The sequence below is a fragment of the Vreelandella rituensis genome (assembly GCF_003336665.1).
Taxonomy (GTDB): domain Bacteria; phylum Pseudomonadota; class Gammaproteobacteria; order Pseudomonadales; family Halomonadaceae; genus Vreelandella; species Vreelandella rituensis.
The window spans coordinates 17,789-42,641 of sequence record NZ_QPIJ01000031.1; the positions used below are offsets into that span (position 1 = coordinate 17,789).

The window sequence follows — 24,853 nt, forward strand, 5'->3', positions numbered from 1 at the left end:
ATCCTTGCTCTCGAACACTTCACTCATCAAAGTCCGCGTCATCGAACTCAAAATCATCGGAAGCAAAAGGATCGTCGCCCATTTCCCCGTCATTGATCTGGTATCGGCGACTCTGCAGGTAAGCATCACGGATAAAACTATAACGTTCGCCGAAAATAAGTTCCTCCTGCTCCAGAAACCCTGCTCGCGTATCGATCACGCGCAACGCGCTCAAGCCGATGCGCAGGGCATCCTCTTCAAGGTAGGTGAGCGGATAGGTGGCCATATCAGCAGGCATGCCGGAGGTATCACGCAAGGTACTCGGGCCTAAAAATGGCAATACCAGGTAGCGCGATTCACCCCAGCCCCAGACAGCAAGTGTCTGGCCGAAGTCTTCTTCCTGGCCGGTAATCTCCATAGGCGTGGCGAAATCCCAGAGCCCGCCGATCCCGACTGTCGAGTTGATCAAGAATCGGGAAGTGGCAATACCTGCGTTGCCTGGTTTGCCTTGCAACACGCTATTGAGCGCCGTGCGCACTTCTCCCAAGTTGGAAAAGAAGTTACCCACACCGGTCTGAACCGGCTGTGGGGTTAGCGTGGCATAGCCAGAAGCCACCGGGCGCAGGGCGTAACGATCCACCACATCGTTGAAGGCAAATACCCGACGATTAAAGCCTTCCCAGGGGTCATCGGGATGCCTTTCTTCTGCGACCTGGGCCCCTGCGCAACCTGAAAGCAATGCGAGACTCGTCATCAGCAACAATGGGCCGCGTACTTTGTTAAACATGATGAAGCCACCTCTTTGAGCCGCCATTATTGGCGTTGTACCACGATGCTGCCAGCACTATACCCTGCCCCGAACGAACAGATGACCCCGAGATCTCCGGGTTTCAAGTCAGCACGGTGCAGATGGAAAGCGATAATCGACCCCGCCGAACTGGTATTGGCGTAACGATCCAGGATCACCGGTGCTTGCGTTTCGTCAGGCTCGAAGCCAAGCACCTTACGCGCGATCAAGTCATTCATGTGACGATTGGCCTGATGGAGCCAAAGGCGTGCCAGGTCGCTACCGGCAAGTTCCAGCGATGCCAGATGTTGCGTGATCAGCGTCGCCACCATGGGACACACTTCCTTGAATACACGCCGGCCCTCTTGCACAAATAATTTGTCCTCCGCCAAAGGATCACTATCGGTCACCCGGTTCAGAAAACCGGCATTATTACGGATGGCATTGGAAAATCGCGTCACCAGGCGAGTTCCCAGGACACTGAAACGCTCTTCAGCCACCGCGACACTATCGGCCTCCAAGACCGTGGCTGTACAAGCATCGCCGAAAATGAAATGGCTGTCACGGTCACAAAAATTGAGATGGGCGGAACAGATCTCTGGATTAACCACTAACGCCCGCTTGATACTACCCGAGGCAATCGCATTGGCCGCCGTCTCCATGGCAAACGTAGCCGAACTGCAGGCTACGTTCATATCGAACCCGTACCCCGCGGCGCCCAAGGCCTGCTGCAACTCCACGGCAACCGCTGGATAAGAACGCTCAAGATTAGAGCAAGCCACGATTACCAGCTCGATATCCGCAGCCTTGACCGAAGCATTAAGCAATGCCTCATGAGCTGCCTTGAGCGCCATCTCGCATTGAATGGAAGGTTCGTCATTAGCGCGTTGAGGTAAGCGTGGGCGCATGCGCCTGGGGTCGAGAATACCTTCAGCATCCAGCACATAGCGGCTCTTGATACCGGAGGCTTTTTCGATGAACTCACTGCTTGAATGCGCCAATGGTTGACATTCACCGCTGGCTATCGCCTGGGCATGCCGAGCATTCTCGAGGTCAACCCAAGCATTGAACGCTGCGACCAAGGCATCATTACCAATGGCGTGTTCCGGCGTATAAAGTCCTGTACCGGTAATCACCACGTTTGTCATGCATTTCTCCTTTTAGCCGCTCGCATGTTTAACCCGAACGCCTATTGGACGTCAGTGTCGGTCATCCGGTAAGCGGTTATTGCTTACTGTGTGCTTTTGCGACATGTTTTGCTAGTGCTGCCTAAGTAGCTGCAGGGAGACCAGTAATTTCCTGCCAACGTTTTTCCAGCCGCTTTACCGATACCGGCATCAAGGTGCCCAGTTGCTGGGCGAACAGAGAAACCCTTAATTCCTGTAGCCACCAGCCGAACTCCACCAGCGCCGGGTCTTCCACCTTTCCACGCCGTTCACTTTCACGCCGGGCATCCCAGCGTGCTTCCAGGGCCTGGACCTCATGCATCATCATCTGGTCGCGGCCCCGCTCACGGGGCGCTTTTTCCAGGCGAATCAAGGCACCCTCCATATAACGTGGGTATTCCTTGAGCCAATCACCAGCATCGCTGATGAAGCCTGGATACACCAGGCGCTGCATCTGACCTTTCAGGTCATTATAAACCAGCGCCAAAGCAAAATTGAGGTTTCCCTTGAGCGCCTTGGTAACCGCCAGGTGACCTTCCAGGGCGGGTTTGACCTGAGCCAGTTTAGCATCGGCCTGTACGACCAATTCACTAGCGGCGCCCTCCAGACGAGTGACAAACTCACTTTCCGAGCGTGGCAATGGCGCTTTCGCCATTACCTCATTGAACACCGCCAAGGTGATGTCCTCCACCAACGCCTGCTTGCTGCCCACCTTGGCAAACAGCAAGGCGCAGGTATCCACCCCCTTCAGCTGACGAATTCGTTTGACCTCTTCCGGCAAACGGGCCATGGCCAGTCGGGCGATGCCTTCACGATGCGCCTGATGCGCCTTGTCGGGATGGTCGAAAAGCTCCACCCGAAAGCTGTCTTTCTCCGGCACCAGAGCGGGATAAGCTTCCACCCGAATCCCCGCCTGGGTGGTCACGCGCGACGCGGGCAACGGCGTCGCCGGCAAGCCTTCCACCGCTGGTTCATCGGCGGCCTGTTGCGCCAGCGCACGAGCGCCCTCGCCTGCCGCCGCTTCAAAGCGTTGCTCCAGGGCACGCACATCGCGTCCTTGACCCAACAGTTTGCCTTCATGATTGACCACCTGCAGATTCATGACCAGGTGCGGCTCCAATTGATCCAGGCGCCAATCATCGGGGTGCACCCGGGTTCCCGTGCGCTTGCGGATAAATTCGCTCAACGCTTCAGTCAGCGGTCGGTTTTCCGGTGACAGGGACTCCAGCGCGGCATCCACCCAGTCAGGAATCGGTACCACCTGGCGACGCACCGCCTTGGGAAGCGACTTGAGCAGCGCAATACACTTTTCCCGCAATAGCCCCGGCACCAGCCACTCCAGCTGCGCCTTGGGTAGCTGAGGCAGCATGGCGGCAGGTACAGTCAGGGTGATGCCGTCGTCTTCCGATCCGGGGGCAAAATGGTACCTCAGCGGATAGGTGACTCCCGCCAGGGTAATCTGATCCGGATATTGGACCTGAGTCACGTCCTGAGCTTCACGAGCCAGTAGCGCCTCGCGATCGAATTTGAGTAGGCCCGGGGCATCCTTTTCCGCTTGTTTGCGCCAATGCTCGAAACTCTTGCCGTTATAGACGCCCTCGGGAATCCGCTCGTCGTAAAAAGCGAACAAAGTCTCTTCATCGACCAGAATGTCGCGTCGGCGGGCGCGGTCTTCCAGTGCTTCCACTTCCCCGATCAGATCACGGTTATGGGCAAAGAATTCCCCCTGCGTGTGAAACTCACCTTCCACCAGGGCGCGGCGGATGAAAATTTCACGGGCTTCAACCGGGGCTATCGGGCCGTAATGCACTTTGCGCCGCGCGACGATCGGCAAGCCGAATAGGGTCACCTGCTCAAAGGCCACCACCTGGGCGCGCTTCATTTCCCAGTGCGGCTCGCTCCAGGAGCGCTTGACCAGATGCTCGGCCTGAGGCTCGATCCACTGTGGGTCAATCTTGGCCACGGTACGGGCGAATAGCTTCGAGGTTTCCACCAACTCGAAGGCCATGATCCATTTAGGTGTCTTTTTGGACAGTCCCGAGCCGGGATGGATCATGAACTTGCGATTGCGAGCACCCTGATATTCCCGGTTTTCCAGGAACAACCCAAGGTTGGAAAGCAAGCCTGAAAGCAGTGCCTGATGCAGGTTGCCGGAGGTCTTGCGCCGTACCTGACGCGCCTGTTCTTCGCTTTCGTCATCATTGCGCTGTGCCGGCGGGGGCACTTCGATTTGCATATCGCGCAGCAACTGGCGCAACTGGCGGAACGTGTCGTGCCACTCACGCAACCGCAGATAATTAAGATAATGCTCGCGACACCAGCGTCGCAGCCGGTTGCCCGAAAGCTCGTTACGCGCGTTCTCGAAACCATGCCAGAGGTTGAGTAGCGCCACGAAATCGGATTCCGGATCATGCCAGCGCTGATGCGCCTGATCCGCCGCCTGGCGTTTATCCGCCGGTCGGTCACGCGGATCCTGCACCGCCAAGGCCGACACCACCACCAGCACATCGCGCAGTCCGCCGCGCTCCGCACCAGCCAACACCATGCGGGCCAGGCGCGGGTCGATGGGCAAGCGCGCCAGCTTGCGACCCAGCGGCATCAATTTCTGCTGGGCATTCACCGCGCCCAGCTCGAACAGCAGGCGAAAGCCATCCTTGATAAAGCGTGAATCAGGCGGATCGACGAATGGAAAGTCTTCAATATCGCCCAGCTTGAGGGCGAGCATGGAAAGTATCACCGACGCCAGGTTGGTGCGCTGAATTTCCGGATCGGTAAACGCCGGGCGTGCGAGAAAATCGTCTTCATCGTAAAGACGAATACACACCCCTTCCGCGATACGCCCGCAGCGCCCTTTCCGCTGGTTGGCGCTGGCCTGGCTGACCGGCTCCACCGGTAACCGCTGGATCTTGGCGCGGTAGCTGTAACGACTGATACGCACCAGCCCCGGGTCGATCACGTAGCGTATCCCGGGCACCGTCAGCGATGTTTCCGCCACATTGGTGGCCAGAACGATACGCCGACCCGAGTGGGGGGCAAACACTCGGTTTTGCTCTGCATTGGAAAGCCGGGCGTACAACGGCAATATTTCCGTGCCTCTGAGATCGGCTCGCCGCAGGGTGTCGGCGGTTTCACGGATTTCACGCTCGCCGGGGAGAAATATCAATACATCTCGCGGACCATGCAGCCAGCCCTTGGCGCGTTCGATGGTCTCGATCTCTTCCACCGCATGCAGGATGCCTTCCTGAAGCGTGCGGTCCTCTTCATCGTCAGCTTCGCGTACCAGGGGCCGATAATGCACATCAACCGGATAGGTGCGACCGGTGACTTCGACCACCGGTGCCGGCGACGCGGGCGTGCCGAAATGCGCTGAGAAACGCTCCACATCGATGGTCGCCGAGGTAATGATGACTTTCAGTTCAGGGCGCTTGGGCAGCAACCGCTTGAGGTAACCGAGTAGAAAATCGATGTTCAGGCTACGCTCATGGGCTTCATCGATGATGATGGTGTCATAACGCTGGAGCAGCGGATCATGTTGAGTTTCGGCCAACAAGATGCCGTCGGTCATCAGCTTGATCAGGGTGGTATCGCTACTCTGGTCGTGAAAGCGCACCTGATAGCCGACCTGTTCGCCCAAGGGGACTTCCAGTTCCTCCGCCAGGCGCGTGGCCACACTGCGAGCGGCCAGCCGGCGAGGCTGGGTATGCCCAATCATGCCCCGTCGCCCACGCCCCAGTTCCAGGCATATCTTGGGTAACTGGGTGGTTTTCCCGGAACCGGTTTCACCGGCCACCACCACAACTTGATGGTTGCGCAGCGCCTCGAGAATATCTTCGCGCCGCTCAACGACGGGCAATGCTTGTGGGTAGTTCAATGCGACCGGCTGTGCCTGACGCCTGGCCAAGGCGGCCTGGGAGCGCTGCAGGTCGCGCGAAACTTCCTGAATACCACGATCCACCGGTTTGCCTTCCCGAGCGCGGCGGGTCAACCCTGCCAGCCGCTGCTCGAGTGGCTGGACATCGCGCAGCATCACGCTCGACAAGCCTTGCTTGAGCGCATGAAGGGCATCGGTATCAGTCATGGCTGGGGTTTGACGGGATTGGGTAGTCACGATGGGTTGGCTAGCTCCGCAGTATTTGCAACATAGCTTGAAACATAGGCTCGAAACAGTCGTTCAAACGAATGCTCAAAACGAATGTTCAAGAAACCTATTCGACACGTAAAAACAGAAAGTCTCCCCTAAAAAAACATGCCCGCTCCAATAATAGAAGCGGGCATACCATTGTAACGTCACAGCTTGAGCTGCGCCTAACGCCCCAGGAAAAAACCTACCTGGCAACGGAACCATCGAGAGAGGCGTCAGGCATTCGACATCAGGTGCATCAAACTTTTTCCGCATCTTTTATGCTTTGTTCATCGCGCAACTGACGACGTTGAACCTTGCCCACATTGGTTTTGGGCAACTCATCACGAAATTCGACGTACTTGGGCACTTTATAACCGGTCAGCTCCTTCTTGCACCAACGGCGCAGGGTCTCGGCATCCAGGCTTTCATTGCGGGTGACCACAAACAGCTTGATGGCCTCGCCGCTATCGTCATCCGACACACCGACGGCCGCCGATTCCAGTACATCCGGATGTCCCGCGACCACATCCTCTATTTCATTGGGATACACATTGAAGCCTGAGACCAGAATCATGTCTTTCTTGCGGTCGACGATACGAATGTAGCCATCATCCTGGATCGTGGCGATATCACCGGTACGGAACCAGCCATTTTCATCAATGGAGGCGGCCGTCTGGTCTTCACACTTCCAATAGCCTTTCATGACTTGCGGGCCTTGAACACAAAGCTCGCCGGCCTCGCCGAAGGGTGCATTGTTATCATCGGCATCCACTATTTTCACCGCCGTTCCCGCAACCGGTTTACCAATTGTTCCCAGCTGAATCGCATTGGTAGGGTTGAAACTGACGATCGGGGAGGTTTCGGTCAGCCCGTAGCCTTCGGCTATCGGGCAACCCGTCACCTCTTCCCAGCGTTTGGCCGCGGCCTTGGTCAACGCCATCCCACCGGAAATGGTCAAATGGAGCTTGGAGAAATCCAGCTGCCTGAAATCGTCCCTACGGCATAACGCATTGAACAAGGTATTCAGTCCGATAAAACCGGTGAACGGAACACCTTTAAGTTCCTTGACGAAATTATCCAGATCTCTGGGATTGGGGATCAGTACCGAGTGGTTACCGGTTTCCATGAGAAACAAGCAATTCACCGTAAAGGTGTAGATATGATAGACCGGCAACGGCGCAATGATCAGCTCTTCACCATCGGTCAGGTGCGTGCCGATGGCCGCACGCGCCTGAAGCATATTCGCCACCAGATTACGGTGGGTCAGCATGGCGCCCTTGGGCATGCCGGTGGTACCGCCGGTGTATTGCAGTGCCGCTAGGTCGTCCGGGAAGCGATGAACGTCTTCAGAAGTTAACGAAGCGCCTTTTTTCAGCGCTGCGCGAAAATCTATCGCTCCCGGCAATGAATAGGCAGGCACCATTTTCTTGACGTGCTTGACCACTGAATTGATCAACAAGCGCTTGGGGAAGCCGTGCATGTCGCCCAATTGAGTGACCAGCACATGCTTGATCTCAGTCTTATCCAGGATCTTTTCCAGCTTATCCGCCATGTTGGCCAAGATCAGGATGGCTTTGGCACCCGAGTCCTTGAACTGATGAGCCATTTCCCGCTCGGTGTAAAGCGGATTGGTATTGACCACCACCATCCCCGCCCTCAGGGCACCGAATACAGCCACTGGAAACTGCAAGACGTTAGGCAGTTGAATGGCCACGCGATCACCGGGTTCAAGGTCGGTTTCGTGTTGAATCCAGGCGGCAAAAGCACCCGACAGGCGATCCAGTTCAGCAAACGTCAATGTCTGCCCCATGCAGGAAAACGCCGGTTTTTCCTTGAAGCGGCTGACTGCCGCATGAAACACATCCGTGACGGAGTCATACTGATCCAGCCCTTCAAGCGCTGGGCCACGCAGAATCGGGGCATTGGCATGGTCGTTCATGGGCGATCTCCGCTATGCATGTCGATGTACTATCACCGACCTTGTTATTTTACTCGTTCAACGACTCGGCAAGCTGTAACGCCTTGCCAGATCCAGGCCTACACGATAAACGACCCGTCGCGGCGTGTAAAACGACCGATTGAAACTTTCGTTTCATTCTTGTGCCAAGCAAGCTCTAATGACTGGATATGACTAATTTTTCAGAATGTTACCGCCTGATAGCGTGCCTTGACCTCACCATCACTCCACACCAGTAGCTCGCCCGGCACCATGCGTTCCCAGGCTTCATTGTGAGTCAAAGGTTCGGTTGCGATCACCGAGACCACGTCATTCGTGGTGGTATGTTCGGCAAAATTGACCGTTAATTCCGCATCGGAGAGCTCAGCCTGGCCGAACGGCGCCCGCCGAGTGATGTGGGCAAGTTTCGTGGAGCAGTAGCTGTAAAGATGAACCCCGTCGGACATCAGCAAGTTGAAGACACCTAGGCCGCGAAGTCTTTCGCATAGGCCGTGAAGACACTGCCATAACGCCTCCGGTGCCACAGGGGGCTCGGGGAAATCACGACGCAACTCGCCTAACAGCCAGCAGAAGGCATGTTCGCTATCGGTAGCGCCCACCGGGGTATAAAACGACAGGGGCAAGGTTTGCCAGCTTTCCAACTGGCCGTTGTGGGCATAACACCAAGGCCGTCCCCACATTTCGCGGGTGAAGGGGTGGGTGTTGGCCAGACGCACCCCGCCCACGTTGGCCTGACGAATATGGCTAATCACCACATGCGACTTGATCGGGTAGTCGCTGATCAGCCGAGCGATGGGTGAGTCTACCGACGGATGCGGGTCACGGAATTCGCGGTAACCACCCTCTTCGTAGAACGCAATCCCCCAGCCATCGCGGTGGGGCCCGGTGCCGCCACCACGATGCAGAAAACCTGCGAAACTGAAACAGATATCCGTGGGAACATTGGCACTCATGCCCAGTAGCTCGCACATTAAACCAATCTCGCCGTTGACTCAGTGAACACAGTGAAACGCTGCATTAGCCAACCACCGGTTCGCGGCGCGACGAGGAATCCGACTCTCTGCTCGAAGCAGAGCGGCCTTGAGATTTTTCGGCGGTGTCGGGTATGTCGACATAGCTCACCGGGCGGCGCCACCACCACAAGAACACGCCCAGCAATGCCCCGATGCTCATGCCGACAATCAACCATAGCAGGCCGTTAAGTAACGAAGCGCCCGCACCTTCAAGGAAGCCTACGGCACTGACCATCGCCGCAGGCGCCAAGCCGGTGTAGAATTCCCCTTCTTCTATCAAGGGTAAGCGAAAACGCGTTGGCATCCACATCGCCCCGGCGATACTCCATGTCAGCACCAAGCGCGCCAGACGCGGCAATAACGCCAAGGCGAAATAAACCGCTACCAGCACCAACATCGACAAGGCGTAATAGCTTACCCAAAGCAAAGACATCGAATCTGCAAACAACATACTGAATCCTCATGTGGGTGATTCCACCCGACGTTGACTTTCACCATTATGGTACCTGTCTGTTTATGAAAGCACAGCCCTGCGCGATGCCTCACTCCCCGGTTGCCTCCCATGCCCGTGCCGACGACCCCGAGTGGCACTGGCTGGAACAGCGCGATGCTCCTGAAGTCACGGCGTTTCTCGAAGCGGCCAATACCCAAAGCGATGCCTGGTTCTCTCCTCTCGACACCCTCACGCAGGCTTTATTCGATGGCCAGCTTGCCAGGCGCGAGCTGGCTGTCACCAGCCTGAAAACTCCGCTCGATTATTTCACCTTCTGGAATGAGACCGCCGCTGACGCCGATCATCCTACCTGGTGGCGCCATCCCAATGACGCTCCCGAGAACAGCCAGTGCGTGCTGGATGTCAGCGCTCGCGCCGCCGGGCATGAGTTCTACGACATGGGCGATATGGCGCTATCTCCCGATGAAGACTGGCTGGCGTGGACCGAAGACACCCAGGGCGACGAGCGCTTTTCCTTGTGGCTAAAACAGCTGCCCGCGGGGGAGCCGCAACGCTTGCTGGAAGACATCGGCGCGACATTGTGCTGGGCGGAAGACCAAACCACCACCAGTGCCACGCTGCTCTTCACGCGCTTCGATGCCACCCAGCGCCCGGACAGCGTATGGCGCTTGCCACTGCGGCTGGCGGCGCCGCAAGTAACGGCGGAGACGCCGGTATTGCTCTTGCAAGAACCCGATAGCGAGTTCTGGCTAGGCGTAGGCAAAAGCCGCTCGCGCCGCTGGCTGATGGTGGAAAGCGCTTCCAAGGACACCAGCGAAGTGTATCTGGTTCCTGCCCAGGCTCCATACGCCACTCCCATCTGTCTTCAGCCACGTAAAGCCGGTGTTGAATATAACGTGGAACACCGCCCGGGTGCTTTCTATGTATTGCACAACCGAAACGGCGCTAACTTCCAGCTGGATTGTCTCGAGGAAACCACGCTGCCGCCCAACCCGCCCGAAGAAGGGGGCGTTGAGGTCGCCGTCGCCGGCATTCCTTTCATTGCTCATCGGGAGGATGTCACTCTGGAAGGCGTCGAAGCTTTTTCCTGGGGGCTGGTGCTTGCCGAACGCGATCATCGCAGCGCGCAAGTATATCTGCGCCGTATCGAGCTAAATGATAAAGGCCAGACAATTGTCGATGAGCAGCTGGACTTGCCGGAAATTCCTTGCTCCCAAGATCTGGAAGATACACCGCACTTTGATACGCGCATCCTGCGCTTGCGCGAGGAGTCTTTCACTCAACCACCCCGCTGGATAGCGCTGGATCTGGACACTCAACAGCGCACAGAGCTCAAACGCCTACCGGTACATGGCAACTTGCAGCCCGAGCAACTGGTCAGCAAACGGCTATGGGCCACAGCCGCCGATGGCGAACGGATACCCGTCTCGGTCGTCATGCGCGCCGATCTGGCTGACCACCCCTTGCCGACGCTTCTTTACGGCTATGGCGCTTACGGCGAACCGCTCGACCCCTGGTTTTCCATCGCTCGGCTGGAGCTGCTCGAGCGTGGCGTGGCATTCGCCGTTGCCCACGTGAGAGGCGGTGGAGAGTGCGGCGAACCTTGGTACCTGAACGGCAAGATGGCGCACAAGGACAATAGTTTCGGCGACTTTCTCGCGGCTCGAGAGATATTGGTCAAGGAAGGAGTGAGCAAAGCGGAAAAGGTTGTGGCTTATGGCGCCAGCGCCGGAGGGCTACTGGTAGCCACCTGCGTCAATCGTGCTCCTCAAGCCTTTTGTGCTGCGGTCTTGGACGTCCCTTTCGTGGATGTGCTGCGCACCATGCAGAACCCCGACCTGCCCTTGACTACCGCCGAATACAGCGAGTGGGGCAACCCAGAAGCGCCTGACGTTGCCGAACGCATTCGCGCCTACTCACCACTGGACAACCTGACCGAGCAAGCTTATCCGGCCATGCTGATCGAAGGTAGCTGGCACGATACTCGCGTGGGCTATTGGGAACCGGCAAAACTCTATGCACGCATGACCCAGCTCAACACTAGTGATGCGCCTATCCTGCTGCGTACCGACATGAGTTCAGGCCACGGCGGGGCTTCCGGGCGCTTCAAGGCATGGCGCGATGCTGCACGTCAGGATGCCTTTATCCTGTGGGCGCTGGGATTGGCGAGCGTTACCAGCCACGCCTGAGCCTTGGCTAAGAGGTGAGTGTACAAATGAAGGCGCGCCTTGGATACCAATGGCGCGCCTTTATTGTGGGCAGGAGAGAAGATTAAGGTGCAGCTAGCGTCGGCACCGCCTGCCGTGGCGAGTCAGGTAACTGAAAGCCTCCCACCGCTGCCATCAGGGTTCTGGCAGTGTTGGCCAGTTCCTCGGCTGTCAGATGGGCATCGTCCAGGGAGCGGCGCGATACATCCAGTGCATCATGCATCTCGCTGACACTGCCTTCCAGCTCTTCAATACCCTGGTGCTGCTGCTGAATGGCGCCATCCATGCCGGTCAAGCGCGACGTCACCTCCTCGAAGGCCCCTATCAATTCCTGGGTAGTGGTTTGCACCGTTTGCGTCTGTGTCACCCCATACGCCACATTGCTGGTGGTCTGCTCGATCTGCTCACGGATGCGACTGGCAGTGGATTGCGTCTTGCCCGCCAATTGGCGTACTTCATTGGCCACCACCGCAAAACCACGCCCGTGTTCGCCCGCCCTTGCCGCTTCCACCGATGCATTTAACGCCAGCAGGTTGGTCTGGAAAGTAATCTGATCTATTTCACTGAGCATCCGGCTGATCTGTGAGGCTTGCTCATTCAGCTTCTGCATCACCTCCCGCATCGCCTGTACTTGTTGGCCACTTTCACGCGCGGCACGTTCGGCCTGCGTTGCCAATTCACGCACACGCCGTGACTCTTCAGCCCCTTCCCGCGTGGTAGCCGTCAATTGAGTGGCACTTGAAGAAATACGCTCCGTTTGAGCAGTATTACGGCCGGCCTGATCATGCAACGCCACCTGAGCGGTAAACAACTTATCACTCAGCTCACCCACCTCATTGGCCGCATGCTGGGCCTGACGCAAACTTTGCGCCACTTTTTCCTGCATGGTGTTGATGGCCGCCACGGCAGGCAATGCCAGTTCCGCCTGGGTGAACGTGACGTTCAATTGACCATTGCCTGCTTGCTCGGCAAACCGACGGACCTTGAGTCCTTCATACACCATGTGTTCGAGCACCTTGGCCAGATACCCCAACACACTGACTTGCACGACTACCGCACCGCCGTGCATTGCCAGGCAAGCCAACAAAGCATAGGTATCATGGCCGCTGGTCCCGGAATCTCCCACCATGCCACTGTAAAGCTGTACGACACCCAGATGATGTAACCAGGTGAACAAGACATGGTGCAGAGCGATCACCGCGCCACCAAAGACGATAACTCGCCAGTCGCTGTAAAGGATCAAAGCGGAAAGCATGATAAAGATGCTGAAATGCGCCTCTATCAACCCTCCGCTCTGTTCGATCAAAAGCGCCGAAAGCCCCATGAAGACAGCCGCTTTGATAAATCCATTTATCTGGTGGCCAGGCAGCTTGTGTTGCACCAGAAATGTCAGCGGAAGCACAATGATGCTAAGCACAACCGCCAGCCCCAGCGTTTGAGTGAATATGCCCACTCCCCAGCAAATAGCCGTGTGCAGCAACAACGGAAGCCACATCAGGCGGTCAGCACGCGCTCGGTGGGACGTAAAGATATCTTGAGTCATTAAAACACCCTTGGAAAAACCACCTTTCGATCCGATGCCGACAAATCAAGCACCAAATCCCTTTTAGAAATTCTCATACCTATACAATAGCTTTACAAGCCATTTTTCATGCTCTACGCACACCTACCTACAACTCAGACGCATAAAAACACCAAAACAAAGACAAAAAAAGCAAAAACAGCCTTAAAGTTACTTTAAATGAGACTTTATCTTTGTATTTCTATTAAATACCATTAAAAAACCATTAATAAACCACCAGAAAAGCAAAGGTACGCTACAAAAAGAAACCGTCCAGCTTGTGCCTCTACCTTGAATGGCATTATTATTGTGCGCAACTTATACAAATTTCCCTTGACGTTTTATTCATCAGATAAAAAATTGAATAGATGATATCTCAAATTAATCAAAGGGTTAATTAATTCATGCGCAAAAACTCTCCCGTCACACAGAGTAACCACCCTCTGCTTGATGATGATGTATTAATTTCCAAGACTGACAAACATAGCAACATCATCTACGCCAACCAACGTTTCATCGAGATCAGCGGCTTCGAATACGACGAACTGCTTGGCTCACCGCATAATGTCGTGCGTCATCCGGACATGCCCGAGATAGTGTTCAAGGACATGTGGCGTGATCTACAGGCTGGAAAGTATTGGTCAGGGTTAGTCAAGAATCGGTGCAAAAACGGGGATCATTACTGGGTACGCGCCAATGTGGTACCGATTCGCGAAGGTAACCACGTCAAAGGGTTCGCCTCGATACGCATCAAACCCGGTGCAGAGGAAGTCGCTCACGCGGAAAAGGTCTACCGGGACATTCGTGAAGGCAGAGGCCGTTACGTGGTCAAGAGCGGGGTACCTTATCGCCGTCACTTGCTGCGCCGCCTTACCGGCCTGAACACTCATAATGAGCATTTTCAAGCAACCACGGGGGCGCTTGCTCATTTTGCACTGATGGGTGGCCTGGGTATCGGTGCAGGGGTCGCACTCTACCAACTGGCGCCACATTCCACCGCCGCTTTCTGGGTCGGTGGACTGGGTGTTATCGGCGGCCTGGGCCTCGCACTGCATAATTGGTATGCCAGCCGGCGCGCACAGCGCTTTATCCACAGCGCCAACGACTTTTCCTTGCAAGTTGCTGCGGGAAACTTGCAGGCGGACCTGCCCACCATCGGCAAGGGCGAGATGAACCGCATGCTGGGCACCTTGGGCTTCATGCGCAAATCACTGGAAGCCCTGATCAACGATATCAGTCATCGCGTCGGGCTGGTGCGCCCTTCCGTGGAAGAGCTTGCCACCAGTAACGGTCAGATGGCTTCGCGTATCGAACAACAGGCTTCAGCCGTGCAACAGACCGCCGCCAGTGCGGAACAGATTTCGTCAACGGTCGCCCAGAGCGCCGAAAATGCCAATCTGGCAAGCCAGGCCTCGGTGGGTAACGTTGAAGAAGTCGATCGCGCCACTGGGGTCATGCAGACGCTGGCGAGTGCGATGCAGGACATCACACGCCAGGCCGACAACATGGCGGGCATGGTCAGCACCATTGATGCGATCGCTTTCCAGACCAATATTCTGGCCCTCAATGCGTCCGTAGAGGCAGCTCGGGCGGGCGAACACGGGCGTGGTTTTGCCGTGGTCGCTCAAGAGGTACGTAAACTGGCAGGCCAATCCGCCGATGCCGCCCACCAGGTACAGCAGCTCATCGAGCAGGCTCAGAAAAGTATTCAGGGAGGAAGATCACAGACCACCGAGGCTGAATCCGCGATGCAGCGAATTCGTGATGCCAGCCATCGAGTCAACGACCTGATGGGTGAAATCAGCGCTGCGACCCAGGAGCAGAGCGAAGGCATCCGCCAGATCAGCATGGCGATCAGCGAGATTGACCGGGGAACCCAGGAAAGCGCCTCCAGCATGCAGACCTACAATCACTCCACCCAACTTCTCCATCAGGAAGTCAACGGACTGGCTCACAGCGCCAAGGCCTTCATGGCCGAGCACGAAGATGTAACACAAGCGACCCAGCGCCTACCCGGCAGCTCGCATCCAGGCAATAATCGCCGCCTGCCAGCTGCCAAGCGCCAGCTCACCGTAGCAGGATAATAAGGCCACTAGGACATCGGAAGCACGGCAATGATATGTTCCTCGAGCTCACGCTCGGGGACATCATCCTGGGAAACCGCAAAGTTTCGAACGCTGACGCCTTTACGATGCACCCGTTCGGCATCATTGCTCAACAGTGGATGCCACCCCGCCAGCTTGCGGCCTTCCGCTACCCGGCGATAGGCGCAAGAGTTCGGCAGCCATTTGAATTCCTTGACTCTTGCCGGGGTCAGTTGGGTGCAGTCGGGTACGCTATCGAAACGGTTGGGATAATCGCTGCACTGACAACTGCCGATATCCAGTAGCCGGCACGCCACATTGAGCACTGCCAGCTCCTGGGTCTCGTCATCATGCAGCTTGAGCAGACAGCACTGACCGCAGCCGTCGCATAGGGCCTCCCACTCTTCGGCGGTCAGCTCTTCAAGAGAAAAACGTTCCCAGAAACGCTCGCGCATAGAGTCTCCTCGCCTGCATAGGCCATGTGATCAATAGCGCGCCTGCGTCGGCGTGCGATAAAGATCCATCAAATACTCTTCCTTGGCGGGGGGCATCTGGAAATAGAACCCCTGCTCCTCGATCTTGGCCATCACGTCCACTGCCTTGGCACGCGCCAAGGTGGTTGTCGGCCGGAGAATCATGGTCAGGAAAGGGACCGGTTTGCCAAACTGCTCCAGCAACCCTTCGGGCACTTCTCCCAAGCCCTTGCGCTTGTCCACGTAAAGGTACATTTCTTCCTTGCGTGAACTCTTGAAGATTTCACACAGCAATTTGTCATCGGTCATGAGAGTTCTCGCAAGGCGCCTTCCAGCGCCGGGTTCATGCATTCCCCCCGCCAGCCGTTAGGCAGCGGGAGTGTTGCTTGTGCCATATCGGCAATCACCAGCGCTTCCATATCCCGACGCCGCAACAGCATTTCAGGCGCCACGCCCAACGCCTCGGCCTGGGCATTGACGACGCCCTTCAATGCCTTGAAACGCGACTTGAATGCTGGGGCGGTAGGTGCAGGAAGTGCGGGCGGCAGGTCATTTTCCGTGGCGGCACAGGCTTTTTTAACCAACGCCAGCAAGGCATCGCCTTCTTTTTTCACCAACGTCGGTTTGATGCCTTCGACCTCGGCCAATTCATATCGGTTGGTGGGCAGTATTTCGGCGATGGCGTACAAGAGCTTATCGCTGACCAGCCAGTTGCGCGGCAGATCGCGTCGCCGAGCCTCGCCCTCACGCCAGGTAGTCAATAGCCGGTACGCTTCGATCTGACGCGGCGCCAAACGCCATAATTGCCGTTGGCGCACATACCATTGCCCATCCGCAGCTACGCTACGTCCCGCTTGTTGAATGAGCTCGGCACACTCCTGCTCGACCCAGCTCAGGCGACCCAGGCGTTCCAGGTGCTCACGCTGCAGGTGCCAGACCTTGAGCAGGTAAATGACATCGAGTGCCGCGTAATGGCATTGCGCCTGGCTTAACGGACGCTCCAGCCAGTTGGAGCGTGTCTCTTCCTTGGGCAAGGTTTCACCCACCCAGAATTCCACCAGTTTTTGATACCCCATGCCCGGGTTTTCCCCGAGAAATCCTTGGGCCACCTGGGTATCCACCAATGGCTCGGGCAACGCTTGCGCCCAATGGGCAAAGACTTCCAGGTCTTCACTGCATGCATGCAGCAACTTGACGGGGCCTTGAGTGAGAAGCTTGCGAAACTCGTCGGTGCAGGGCGTGGCGAGAGGATCGACCAGATAAGCCAATTCGCCGGCGGTAAATTGGATCAAGGCGGGAATTGGATAAAAGGTTTTTTCGCGAAAGAATTCGGTATCCAGGGCAATGACCTCAGCATCGGCAACACTCAGGCAAGCGGCATCCAAGGCTTCGGGGCTATCGATCCAGTGAAATGAAGGTGGGGTCAAATTCGGCAATGGGTTGATTCCGGGTTGGCTAAAAAAGGCTACTCACTACGAAACGGCAAACGGCCGTTGAAGGCACGACTCAAGGTGCCGCCATCCACATACTCAAGCTCTCCCCCCATGGGCACGCCATAGGCCAAGCGTGAAAGCGCGACACCCTGTTCGGCCAGTTGTGCGGCAATATAATGCGCCGTGGCCTCACCTTCCACGGTGGGATTGGTGGCCAGCACCACCTCGCGGATGCCACCCTCGGCCATGCGTGCTTCCAGCTGGTCCAGCCCGATATCCTCAGGGCCGATACCGTCCAGCGGGGAAAGATGCCCATGCAAGACGAAGTAGCGCCCCTGAAAACCACCGGCTTCTTCTATTGCCAACTGGTCGGCGGGCGATTCCACCACGCACAACAAGGCATCGTCTCGGCGAGGGCTTTCACATAAGGCGCACAGCGGTTGCTCGGTCAAGGTGCGGCAACGTTGACAATAGCCCACTTCATTCAAGGCAAGGCTGACTATTTCGGCAAGACGCTGGCCACCCTCACGGTCACGTTCGAGCAGGTGCATTGCCATGCGTTGGGCGGTTTTCGGCCCAACGCCGGGCAATACGCGAAAGGCCTCCATGAGTCTTTCGACAAGCGGGGAAAATCGCATCGATCAGAACGGCATCTTGAAGCCGGGCGGCAAGTTCAAACCGGCGGTGGCCTCTTCCATCCTGGCCTTGGAATCAGCTTCGACCTTGCGCACGGCATCGTTGACCGCCGCCGCCAGCAGGTCTTCCAGCAACTCCTTGTCTTCTTCCATGACACTGGGGTCGATATCCACCTTGCTGACATCGTGGCGCCCGTTCATGGTGACCTTGACCATTCCGGCCCCCGCTTCACCCAGCACCTCAGCCTTGGCGACTTCTTCCTGAACGTGCTGCATTTTTTCCTGCATTTCTTGGGCTTGCTTCATCAAGTTACCCATTCCACCTTTAAACATGCGTGCATCCTCTTTCAAAAAGCAAGAATTGACCTGGTATCTGGATAAGCTAGCGCAGTTCTTCCGCTGGCTTGACGCTGGATTCTATCAGCTTAGCCCCGAATACCTGTTGAAGTTTCTGTACATGAGGGTCTTTGTTCAGGGCTGCCACCGCCAGGGCATGACGCTCCCGGCTATGGCGTGTTTCACGCTGACGCGGCGTTTCCAGTTCATCGGGCAGCGCTGCCACCTCGAAACTTACCTTGCGAGGAAACCCTTGGCTTGCCAGTGATTTTTCCAAGCGCTGCTGATGGACGTCGGCTTGCATTGCCGCCTGGTTAGGGTCGAGGCGCAAACGCAGAATCGTACCGTTATCTTCTTCGACAATACAATGTGCCGCCAGGTTTCGCGTCAACCCCCCCAGCCCCAGCGCATCGAAAAGCTCCAACCAAGCCTGATGATCCAGCCGTCCAGGCACTGCCGCTTGTGAGGCCTCAAAATATTCGGCTTCAACGCTGGGATCATCCGAAACGCTATTCTCGATGACAGCGCTCTCGGTTACCGCACTCTCAGCCGCAAGGCTCTGGGTTTTGGCGGCGGGAATGCTTTCGCCGGTGGCCTCTTCGATGCCGGGTTCTTGCTCCCAAGGAGGAGCCGCTGCCGGCTCAGGCGAAACCGAAGCTTGTGATTCAGGAGGGCTACCCGGTGTAGCGTCAACCGCTTCCTCCCAAGGGGGTGGCGGCGGGGCTGGCTGCGCTGTCTCTGAGGGTGATTGCGCCAACGCTTCATTCGCTACGGGCGCCGAATGTGGTGACGGCGCCGCCGGTAAAGACTCGGACTTAGCCGTGGGTTCGCCACGCATGGGCAAGGAAACCTGTGGCGGCTTTGGCACACCCTGAGGACGAAACGCCAGCATCCGCAACAGCGTCATTTCCAGGGCACTGCGCAAGTCGGGGGCATGCACCATGTCGCCTCGGCCTTGTATGCCGATCTGGTAATACAATTGGATATCTTCAGCGATGAAACGCCCCGCCAGCGCGAGAATCGTTTCACGATCCCCGTGGCCGTTGTCCACCGCCTCCGGCACCATTTGAGCGACGGCCAGACGATGCAGCACAGCGGTGAGATCATCCAGCACGGCGGCAAAATCCGGGCCTTGCTCAGCCAGCTCGGCCACTTCATGAAGCAGCCGCGGCGCATCAATGTCCGCCAACGCCTCGACCAATGCCAAGACATGGCGATGGTCGAGGGTACCCAGCATGGCTGCCACATCCAGGTGCTGAACACTTCCCTGGCCGAAGGCGATGGCCTGATCGGTCAAGCTCATGGCGTCGCGCATGGAGCCATCGGCAGCCTTGCCGATCAACCATAGCGCGCTTTCCTCGAAGTGGACCCGCTCGGCCGCAAGCACCATGGCGAGATGCTCGACAATATGCGCCGGTTGCATGTGCTTGAGCGTGAACTGCAAGCAGCGCGAAAGCACCGTCGCCGGCAGTTTCTGGGGATCCGTGGTAGCCAACAGGAACTTGACGTGGGGCGGTGGTTCTTCCAGCGTTTTCAACAGGGCATTGAAACTGCTGGTGGAAAGCATGTGTACCTCATCGATGAGATACACCTTGTAGCGGCCTTGCGTCGGGGCATACTGGACGTTATCCAGCAACTCCCGGGTATCTTCCACCTTGGTACGCGAGGCTGCATCGACTTCGATCAAATCGACGAAACGCCCTTCATCGATCGCCTGGCAGCTATCGCATTTCCCACAGGGGGTCGAGGTCACGCCTTCATCGCCGTAACCGTTAGCCGTACAGTTCAGGCATTTTGCCAGAATACGCGCCAAGGTGGTCTTGCCTACGCCCCGGGTACCCGTAAACAAGTAAGCATGATGCAGGCGCCCCTGATCCAAAGCGTTGACCAGAGCACGCTGTACATGGGCCTGACCCACCAGTTCATGAAAAGTGCGCGGTCGCCACTTGCGGGCCAGTACCTGATAGCTCATCGAGCATGACATCCTTGCAGCAAAGCTGATGGACAGCGAGAGGATAGCCGTAATGAGTCTTCAATGTGTCGCCCAGTAGCGCGACATCACCAGCGATGATCATTACGAGAAAGAGGTTATACAACAAATATTCTAGCGGCTGCGGACACGCTCGCCAACCGGCGTTACTTCATGAACCAGGTGTTGGTATAAAGCAGTCACTGGAATGCCGGCCTCGGCAAGAAGACCGGGCCGGCAAGTAACACACGTTGCCAATAATACGCGTTGCCAAACTCAACGCTAAACCTTGGCCAAGGCCTTAGGCCTGGCTGTCGCCTTCAGCGGCATTGGCACGTTCAGAAGCTGCTTTGACCAGCTTTTCCAGCTCGCCACTCTGATGCATTTCCACGACGATGTCACAGCCACCCACCAGCTCACCTTCCACCCACAGCTGGGGAAAAGTGGGCCAGTTAGCCACCTTGGGCAGTTCAGCGCGAATGTCGGGGTTATCCAACACATTGACGAACGCAAAGCGCTCACCACAACTCATCAGCGCTTGAACCGTCTGGGCCGAAAAACCGCATTGCGGCAACTGCGGGGTTCCTTTCATGTAGATCAAAACGGTATTTTCGCTGATTTGCTGCTGGATATTCTCAACTGTGGTGCTCATGACACCTCCTTTCCAATGGTTCGGTTACGTCTTTTAACCGCTTGACAGGCATTACTGAAGGTACGATTCGAACAGAAGTATCGCTATCTGTCGAAAATAATACCCGAGCACGCCACTCAAGCTTGTTGATCTCTAGCATTCTACGCGTGCCTTTCGCGTTGCGCATCCCCCCCGGGCTGGCTAGGATGGTGGTTTTTGCGCGGAGAGTTGCCATGGCGACACGTCATTTTCTGACTTTGCTGGATCTTAACCCAGATGAGCTGCACTACCTGATTCAGCGCGCCATTACCATCAAGAGCAATCTCAAGACTCAAGGGCCACGCTACACACCGTTGCCCAATCGTACTCTGGCGATGATCTTCGAGAAATCCTCCACCCGCACGCGCGTTTCATTTGAAACGGCCATGACCCAGCTTGGTGGCCATGCCCTGTTTCTTTCGCCCCGCGACTCGCAACTGGGCCGAGGGGAGCCTATCGCCGATACCTCGCGAGTGCTATCGGAAATGGTCGATGCGGTCATGATCCGCACCTTTTCGCATGCCGGCCTTGAAGCCTTCGCGGATGCCAGCACGGTGCCTGTCATCAATGCATTGACCGATGATTATCACCCCTGCCAGCTATTGGCCGATGTGATGACCTGGACGGAACTGCGCGGCAGTACAAAAGGACGTACCGCGGTGTGGATCGGGGATGGCAACAACATGTGTCATTCATGGATCAATGCCGCACGCCAGTTCGATTTCCAGCTGCGCATCTGCTGCCCTAAGGGTTACGAGCCCGACCAGGATATCCTGGCCGCCGCCGGGGAGCGCGTCACGCTGTCTCACGAGCCCATGCAAGCCGTTCAAGGCGTTGATCTGATCACTACCGACGTCTGGGCCTCCATGGGACAGGAAGAAGAACAGGCCAAGCGTGTCGCGGATTTCACCGGTTTTCAGGTAACCGAAGCGATGCTGGATCACGCCAAGGAAGATGTGTTGTTTCTTCACTGCCTGCCTGCGCACCGGGGCGAAGAGATCAGCGAGACATTGTTGGACGACTCCCGAGCCGTCGTGTGGCAGGAGGCGGGCAATCGTCTTCACGCCCAGAAAGCCTTGATCGAGTTTCTGTTGCTGGGCAAGGTTTCCAACTGATCAAGCGAAAGCCTGACACGAAAAAACCGCCTGAAGTCAAGCTTCAGGCGGTTTTTTAATATGCGATTGGTGGAGCCTAGCGGGATCGAACCGCTGACCTCAACACTGCCAGTGTTGCGCTCTCCCAGCTGAGCTAAGGCCCCACGTTGCTGTGCTTGCAGAACGACAGCGAGGCGAATACTAATGATATCCTTGCCTGGGGTCAAGATTTTTCTGAGCACAGCCTCCCATCGCACTTTTTGTTAATTCTACTTTGCTTTCGGCTATGTCAGGCTACGTTTGAATAATCCAATATCGACAAACCTCCCTTCCCACGGCAACTATTGCCCAGCTCAAGCAGGAGCTTTTACCTTGATCAACGTCCTCATCGCTGATGATCACCACTTGGTAAGAACCAGTATTGCCCATCTGCTGAACAGTGAAAGCGATATCAAGATTGTGGGCGAGGCGCATGATGGGGAAACTGCCGTCTCCAGAACGCGCCAGTTACGGCCGGACATTGTGCTGATGGATATTCGTATGCCCGGCATTGGCGGACTGGAAGCCACACGCCGCATTCAACGCGGCATGCAAGACATCAAGGTATTGATACTTACCGCCCACATGGAAGACAGCGTGGCACGGCGACTGCTGGAAGCCGGGGCAGCGGGCTTTTTAAGCAAGGGTACACAAGCCGAAGAAATGGTGACCGCCATACGCCAGGTTTTTCAGGGCCACCGCTATATCAGTCAGGAAATTGCGTTACGTTTGGCACTCTCGCCTTTTAACGAAAATGCCAACCCCTTCGCCCAGCTTTCGCATCGCGAACTGCAAATCGCCATGATGATCGTGAACTGTCAACGCGTACAAGAAATTTCCGACCGACTTCACCTAAGCTCCAAGACCGTCAATACCTACCGCTATCGCTTGTTTGAAAAACTTCAAGTCGCCACCGATGTAGAGCTCACCCATGTAGCGTTGCGCCATGGTTTGGTGGAAGGCTACGATACGATAGAGTGAAGATTGTGCACCTCTGTTAAGCTAGCGGGGTGCCACTTCTACCGCCAGGCCCTGCATGACTACCTCTTCTTTTGATCCCAAGCACTTTCTCGACAACGTAAGCCAGGCACCGGGCATCTACCGGATGCTCAATGCCCGAGGCGAAACGCTTTACGTGGGCAAAGCCAAACGTTTGAAAACCCGCTTATCGAGCTATTTTCGAGGCCGGCTGAATACCAAGACTCAGGCCATGGTCACGCATATTGCCGACATCCAGGTCACCGTGACACGCAGCGAAATAGAAGCATTGCTGTTGGAACAGACGCTGATCAAGGAACTTCGCCCCCCCTACAACATCCTGCTGCGTGACGATAAATCCTATCCGTTCGTGTTTGTCAGCGACCGTCATCCTTATCCGGCACTGGAATATAAGCGCGTGCGCAAGCGCAGCAACGACGGGCGTTATCTCGGCCCCTACCCAAGCAGTGGTGCGGTGCGCGAAAGCTTGTCGTTGATGCAGAAAATTTTTCGTATCCGCAATTGTGAAGATAGCGTTTTCGCTCATCGCTCACGGCCTTGCCTGCAATATCAGATTCAGCGATGTAGCGCGCCCTGCGTGGATTACATCAGCCAGGAAGACTATCAGCGTGACCTCGACCATGCCGTCATGTGCCTGGAAGGTAAAAGCGATGCTGTCACCCAGGCACTGACACATGCCATGGAAACGGCCAGCGAAGCACTGAACTTCGAAGAAGCGGCCCGCTTTCGCGACCAGGTAAAACAACTCCGCGAACTGCAACAACGCCAGTTTGTTGACACCGAGGGTGGTGACGCCGACATATTCGCCCTCGCTCAACGCCCCGGCGCCCTGGGGATTTCCGTGCTAAGCGTGCGTGATGGACGCTTGCTGGGTGCTCGGCATCACATGCCCGCCAACGATCTCGACTTGAGTCCGGAGCAGCTACTGGCGGACTTCGTCAGCCAATTCTATCTCGGCCAACCCCGCGACATTCCCGGGGAAGTCATTATCAGCCACCCGCTGGCCGATGCCGAACTATTGGCCGAGGCGCTTTGCCACCAGGCAGGCAAACGCATTCGCCTGGCCCATCAGGTACGCGGCCATCGCGCCCAATGGCAGCACTTGGCAATGACCAATGCCGAGCAACAGCTAGCCTCCCAACTGGCAAACCAGACACAACTTTCTCAGCGCTTTGAAGCCCTGCAGCACGCCTTGCACCTGGACGAACCACCAAAACGCCTGGAGTGTTTCGACATCAGCCACAGCCATGGCGAGGCCACGGTGGCCTCTTGTGTGGTGTTCGACCAAAACGGGCCGCGTAAAGGCGATTACCGCCACTTTCGCATTGAAGGGGTGGCCGCCGGCGATGATTACGCCGCCATGCAGCAAGTACTCACTCGCCGCCTGAAGCGTGTCAAGAGCGGAGAAGCGCAAAAACCCGACATATTGATCGTGGATGGCGGCAAAGGCCAACTCAATATGGCGCGCACCGTGCTCGATGAATTGGCGTTGCCGGAGATTCGTTTATTGGGGGTGGCGAAAGGCAGTACTCGCAAGGCCGGGCTCGAGACGCTGTTTCTCGAAACCTCGGACAACACCCTCTCGCTGGACCCGGCATCTCCTGCCCTGCACTTGATCCAGCACATTCGTGACGAATCTCACCGTTTCGCCATCGCCGGCCACCGGGCGCAACGCGACAAGGCTCGCCGCACCTCCACCCTTCAGGATATTCCCGGCATCGGGCCCAAACGCCGACGTGAATTGCTGCGCTATTTCGGCGGATTGCAGGGAGTTCAAAAAGCCAGCCGCGAGGAACTCGCCCGCGCCCCCGGAATAAGCAACGCCCTAGCCGAAACCATTCACCGCTCACTTCACGGCTAGTCGTGAGATAAAC

General features: G+C 56.7%; 19 protein-coding genes and 1 tRNA gene. 5 read left to right on the forward strand and 15 right to left on the reverse strand.

All coding sequences use genetic code 11. The features are described from left to right. Positions 1-19: 19 nt before the first annotated feature. The 6 genes from DU506_RS12840 to DU506_RS12865 form a co-directional block, all read right to left on the reverse strand. Positions 20-766: an MlaA family lipoprotein gene (locus DU506_RS12840; protein ID WP_235825605.1), complete on the reverse strand. Its 747-nt coding sequence runs from the start codon at positions 764-766 to the stop codon at positions 20-22. A 26-nt stretch (positions 767-792) separates the two neighbouring features. Continuing rightward, the gene (locus DU506_RS12845; RefSeq protein WP_114487312.1) at positions 793-1,914 is read right to left on the reverse strand and encodes a beta-ketoacyl-ACP synthase III; all 1,122 of its coding nucleotides are present in this window, start codon (positions 1,912-1,914) and stop codon (positions 793-795) included. A 121-nt stretch (positions 1,915-2,035) separates the two neighbouring features. Beyond that, complete coding sequence (hrpA, locus tag DU506_RS12850) at positions 2,036-6,010, reverse strand: ATP-dependent RNA helicase HrpA (RefSeq protein ID WP_114487313.1); 3,975 nt, start codon at positions 6,008-6,010, stop codon at positions 2,036-2,038. A gap of 301 nt (positions 6,011-6,311) precedes the next feature. Next, complete coding sequence (locus tag DU506_RS12855; RefSeq protein WP_114487314.1) at positions 6,312-7,994, reverse strand: AMP-binding protein; 1,683 nt, start codon at positions 7,992-7,994, stop codon at positions 6,312-6,314. 200 nt (positions 7,995-8,194) lie between these two features. Beyond that, positions 8,195-8,983, reverse strand: a complete 789-nt coding sequence (locus tag DU506_RS12860) for a class II glutamine amidotransferase (protein WP_114487315.1) — start codon at positions 8,981-8,983, stop codon at positions 8,195-8,197. Between the two features lie 46 nt (positions 8,984-9,029). Beyond that, positions 9,030-9,476: a hypothetical protein gene (locus DU506_RS12865; RefSeq protein WP_235825607.1), complete on the reverse strand. Its 447-nt coding sequence runs from the start codon at positions 9,474-9,476 to the stop codon at positions 9,030-9,032. Positions 9,477-9,541: 65 nt separating this feature from the next. Here DU506_RS12865 and DU506_RS12870 point away from each other — a divergent pair, with 65 nt between their 5' ends. Beyond that, on the forward strand, positions 9,542-11,668 hold the full coding sequence (locus DU506_RS12870; RefSeq protein WP_114487337.1) for a S9 family peptidase: 2,127 nt from the start codon (positions 9,542-9,544) through the stop codon (positions 11,666-11,668). A gap of 82 nt (positions 11,669-11,750) precedes the next feature. Here the strand turns inward: DU506_RS12870 and DU506_RS12875 are convergent, their stop codons facing one another. Continuing rightward, entirely contained in the window at positions 11,751-13,229 is a 1,479-nt protein-coding gene (locus tag DU506_RS12875; RefSeq protein WP_114487316.1) for a methyl-accepting chemotaxis protein, read from the reverse strand. A 422-nt stretch (positions 13,230-13,651) separates the two neighbouring features. On the opposite strand from DU506_RS12875, the gene DU506_RS12880 reads away from it, so the two are divergent. Beyond that, positions 13,652-15,331, forward strand: coding sequence for a methyl-accepting chemotaxis protein (locus DU506_RS12880; RefSeq protein ID WP_114487317.1), 1,680 nt, complete (start codon positions 13,652-13,654; stop codon positions 15,329-15,331). A gap of 8 nt (positions 15,332-15,339) precedes the next feature. Here the strand turns inward: DU506_RS12880 and DU506_RS12885 are convergent, their stop codons facing one another. The 7 genes from DU506_RS12885 to grxD form a co-directional block, all read right to left on the reverse strand. Next, positions 15,340-15,786: a YcgN family cysteine cluster protein gene (locus DU506_RS12885; protein WP_114487318.1), complete on the reverse strand. Its 447-nt coding sequence runs from the start codon at positions 15,784-15,786 to the stop codon at positions 15,340-15,342. A 30-nt stretch (positions 15,787-15,816) separates the two neighbouring features. Beyond that, entirely contained in the window at positions 15,817-16,113 is a 297-nt protein-coding gene (locus tag DU506_RS12890) for a YcgL domain-containing protein (RefSeq protein WP_114487319.1), read from the reverse strand. Beyond that, positions 16,110-17,240, reverse strand: coding sequence for a ribonuclease D (gene rnd / locus DU506_RS12895; protein ID WP_114487320.1), 1,131 nt, complete (start codon positions 17,238-17,240; stop codon positions 16,110-16,112). Before rnd ends, DU506_RS12890 begins: the two co-directional genes overlap by 4 nt. A gap of 29 nt (positions 17,241-17,269) precedes the next feature. Beyond that, positions 17,270-17,875, reverse strand: a complete 606-nt coding sequence (gene recR, locus DU506_RS12900; RefSeq protein ID WP_114487321.1) for a recombination mediator RecR — start codon at positions 17,873-17,875, stop codon at positions 17,270-17,272. A 3-nt stretch (positions 17,876-17,878) separates the two neighbouring features. Then, a complete protein-coding gene (locus DU506_RS12905; protein WP_114487322.1) occupies positions 17,879-18,205 on the reverse strand; it encodes a YbaB/EbfC family nucleoid-associated protein in 327 nt (108 codons plus the stop codon). 49 nt (positions 18,206-18,254) lie between these two features. Then, positions 18,255-20,180, reverse strand: a complete 1,926-nt coding sequence (gene dnaX, locus DU506_RS12910) for a DNA polymerase III subunit gamma/tau (protein ID WP_114487323.1) — start codon at positions 20,178-20,180, stop codon at positions 18,255-18,257. Between the two features lie 298 nt (positions 20,181-20,478). Next, complete coding sequence (gene grxD / locus DU506_RS12915) at positions 20,479-20,829, reverse strand: Grx4 family monothiol glutaredoxin (protein WP_114487324.1); 351 nt, start codon at positions 20,827-20,829, stop codon at positions 20,479-20,481. Positions 20,830-21,041: 212 nt separating this feature from the next. Here grxD and argF point away from each other — a divergent pair, with 212 nt between their 5' ends. Then, positions 21,042-21,962, forward strand: a complete 921-nt coding sequence (argF, locus tag DU506_RS12920; protein ID WP_114487325.1) for an ornithine carbamoyltransferase — start codon at positions 21,042-21,044, stop codon at positions 21,960-21,962. Positions 21,963-22,029: 67 nt separating this feature from the next. On the opposite strand, the gene DU506_RS12925 is transcribed toward argF, so the two are convergent. Further along, a tRNA-Ala gene (locus DU506_RS12925) sits at positions 22,030-22,105 on the reverse strand. A gap of 208 nt (positions 22,106-22,313) precedes the next feature. On the opposite strand from DU506_RS12925, the gene uvrY reads away from it, so the two are divergent. Both uvrY and uvrC read left to right on the forward strand, forming a co-directional pair. After that, positions 22,314-22,961 (forward strand): UvrY/SirA/GacA family response regulator transcription factor, encoded by a 648-nt coding sequence (uvrY, locus tag DU506_RS12930; protein WP_114487326.1) that lies wholly within the window; start codon positions 22,314-22,316, stop codon positions 22,959-22,961. A gap of 55 nt (positions 22,962-23,016) precedes the next feature. Then, complete coding sequence (gene uvrC, locus DU506_RS12935; RefSeq protein WP_114487327.1) at positions 23,017-24,840, forward strand: excinuclease ABC subunit UvrC; 1,824 nt, start codon at positions 23,017-23,019, stop codon at positions 24,838-24,840. Positions 24,841-24,853: the final 13 nt, after the last annotated feature.

Coding starts and splice junctions, on each gene's coding strand:
- DU506_RS12840 (WP_235825605.1), bottom strand. CDS start 766: ATGTTTAACAAAGTACGCGGCCCATTGTTGCTGATGACGAGTCTCGCA.
- DU506_RS12845 (WP_114487312.1), bottom strand. CDS start 1,914: ATGACAAACGTGGTGATTACCGGTACAGGACTTTATACGCCGGAACAC.
- hrpA (WP_114487313.1), bottom strand. CDS start 6,010: ATGACTGATACCGATGCCCTTCATGCGCTCAAGCAAGGCTTGTCGAGC.
- DU506_RS12855 (WP_114487314.1), bottom strand. CDS start 7,994: ATGAACGACCATGCCAATGCCCCGATTCTGCGTGGCCCAGCGCTTGAA.
- DU506_RS12860 (WP_114487315.1), bottom strand. CDS start 8,983: ATGTGCGAGCTACTGGGCATGAGTGCCAATGTTCCCACGGATATCTGT.
- DU506_RS12865 (WP_235825607.1), bottom strand. CDS start 9,476: ATGTTGTTTGCAGATTCGATGTCTTTGCTTTGGGTAAGCTATTACGCC.
- DU506_RS12870 (WP_114487337.1), top strand. CDS start 9,542: ATGAAAGCACAGCCCTGCGCGATGCCTCACTCCCCGGTTGCCTCCCAT.
- DU506_RS12875 (WP_114487316.1), bottom strand. CDS start 13,229: ATGACTCAAGATATCTTTACGTCCCACCGAGCGCGTGCTGACCGCCTG.
- DU506_RS12880 (WP_114487317.1), top strand. CDS start 13,652: ATGCGCAAAAACTCTCCCGTCACACAGAGTAACCACCCTCTGCTTGAT.
- DU506_RS12885 (WP_114487318.1), bottom strand. CDS start 15,786: ATGCGCGAGCGTTTCTGGGAACGTTTTTCTCTTGAAGAGCTGACCGCC.
- DU506_RS12890 (WP_114487319.1), bottom strand. CDS start 16,113: ATGACCGATGACAAATTGCTGTGTGAAATCTTCAAGAGTTCACGCAAG.
- recR (WP_114487321.1), bottom strand. CDS start 17,875: ATGCGATTTTCCCCGCTTGTCGAAAGACTCATGGAGGCCTTTCGCGTA.
- DU506_RS12905 (WP_114487322.1), bottom strand. CDS start 18,205: ATGTTTAAAGGTGGAATGGGTAACTTGATGAAGCAAGCCCAAGAAATG.
- dnaX (WP_114487323.1), bottom strand. CDS start 20,180: ATGAGCTATCAGGTACTGGCCCGCAAGTGGCGACCGCGCACTTTTCAT.
- grxD (WP_114487324.1), bottom strand. CDS start 20,829: ATGAGCACCACAGTTGAGAATATCCAGCAGCAAATCAGCGAAAATACC.
- argF (WP_114487325.1), top strand. CDS start 21,042: ATGGCGACACGTCATTTTCTGACTTTGCTGGATCTTAACCCAGATGAG.
- uvrC (WP_114487327.1), top strand. CDS start 23,017: ATGACTACCTCTTCTTTTGATCCCAAGCACTTTCTCGACAACGTAAGC.